General features: G+C 58.7%; 1 protein-coding gene. It reads right to left on the minus strand.

Going from position 1 to position 327, the window contains the following annotated elements:
* Positions 1 to 312 (minus strand): DUF4279 domain-containing protein (locus N787_RS14825; RefSeq protein ID WP_084590806.1); only part of this gene is annotated, 312 nt, incomplete at its 3' end.
* Positions 313 to 327 lie beyond the last annotated feature (15 nt).

A 327-nucleotide genomic window follows, 5' to 3' on the forward strand; every position in this document is an offset into this window, starting at 1 on the left:
CATAAATATGCCGCAGAACAGATCAAGTTCATAGCGAGACGCAAGGACCGCCCAGACCCCTGGATCCTGGGGAAGTTGGTCGAGAATCTCAAAGACCTGGGACTCAACGTCTTCCGGCTCGCGACGCGTTGCGCGAAGTCTCCAGCTCCCAGTCTTGGCAATCCGCACGGCCCCAGTGTTTCGGCCCACTAGTTCCTGGCCCTTCTGATACGACACTGTCGGGCTTGCGCCGAGCAATGCGCTCACCTCCTCGGGTACCAGATCGTCGCCGAAGAATCGAAGCGTTACCTCGGAATGATCGAATGCTCCCATCGGGGCCTAACGCCT

Origin of the sequence: Arenimonas metalli CF5-1, assembly GCF_000747155.1 — a bacterium.
Taxonomy (GTDB): Bacteria; Pseudomonadota; Gammaproteobacteria; order Xanthomonadales; family Xanthomonadaceae; genus Arenimonas; species Arenimonas metalli.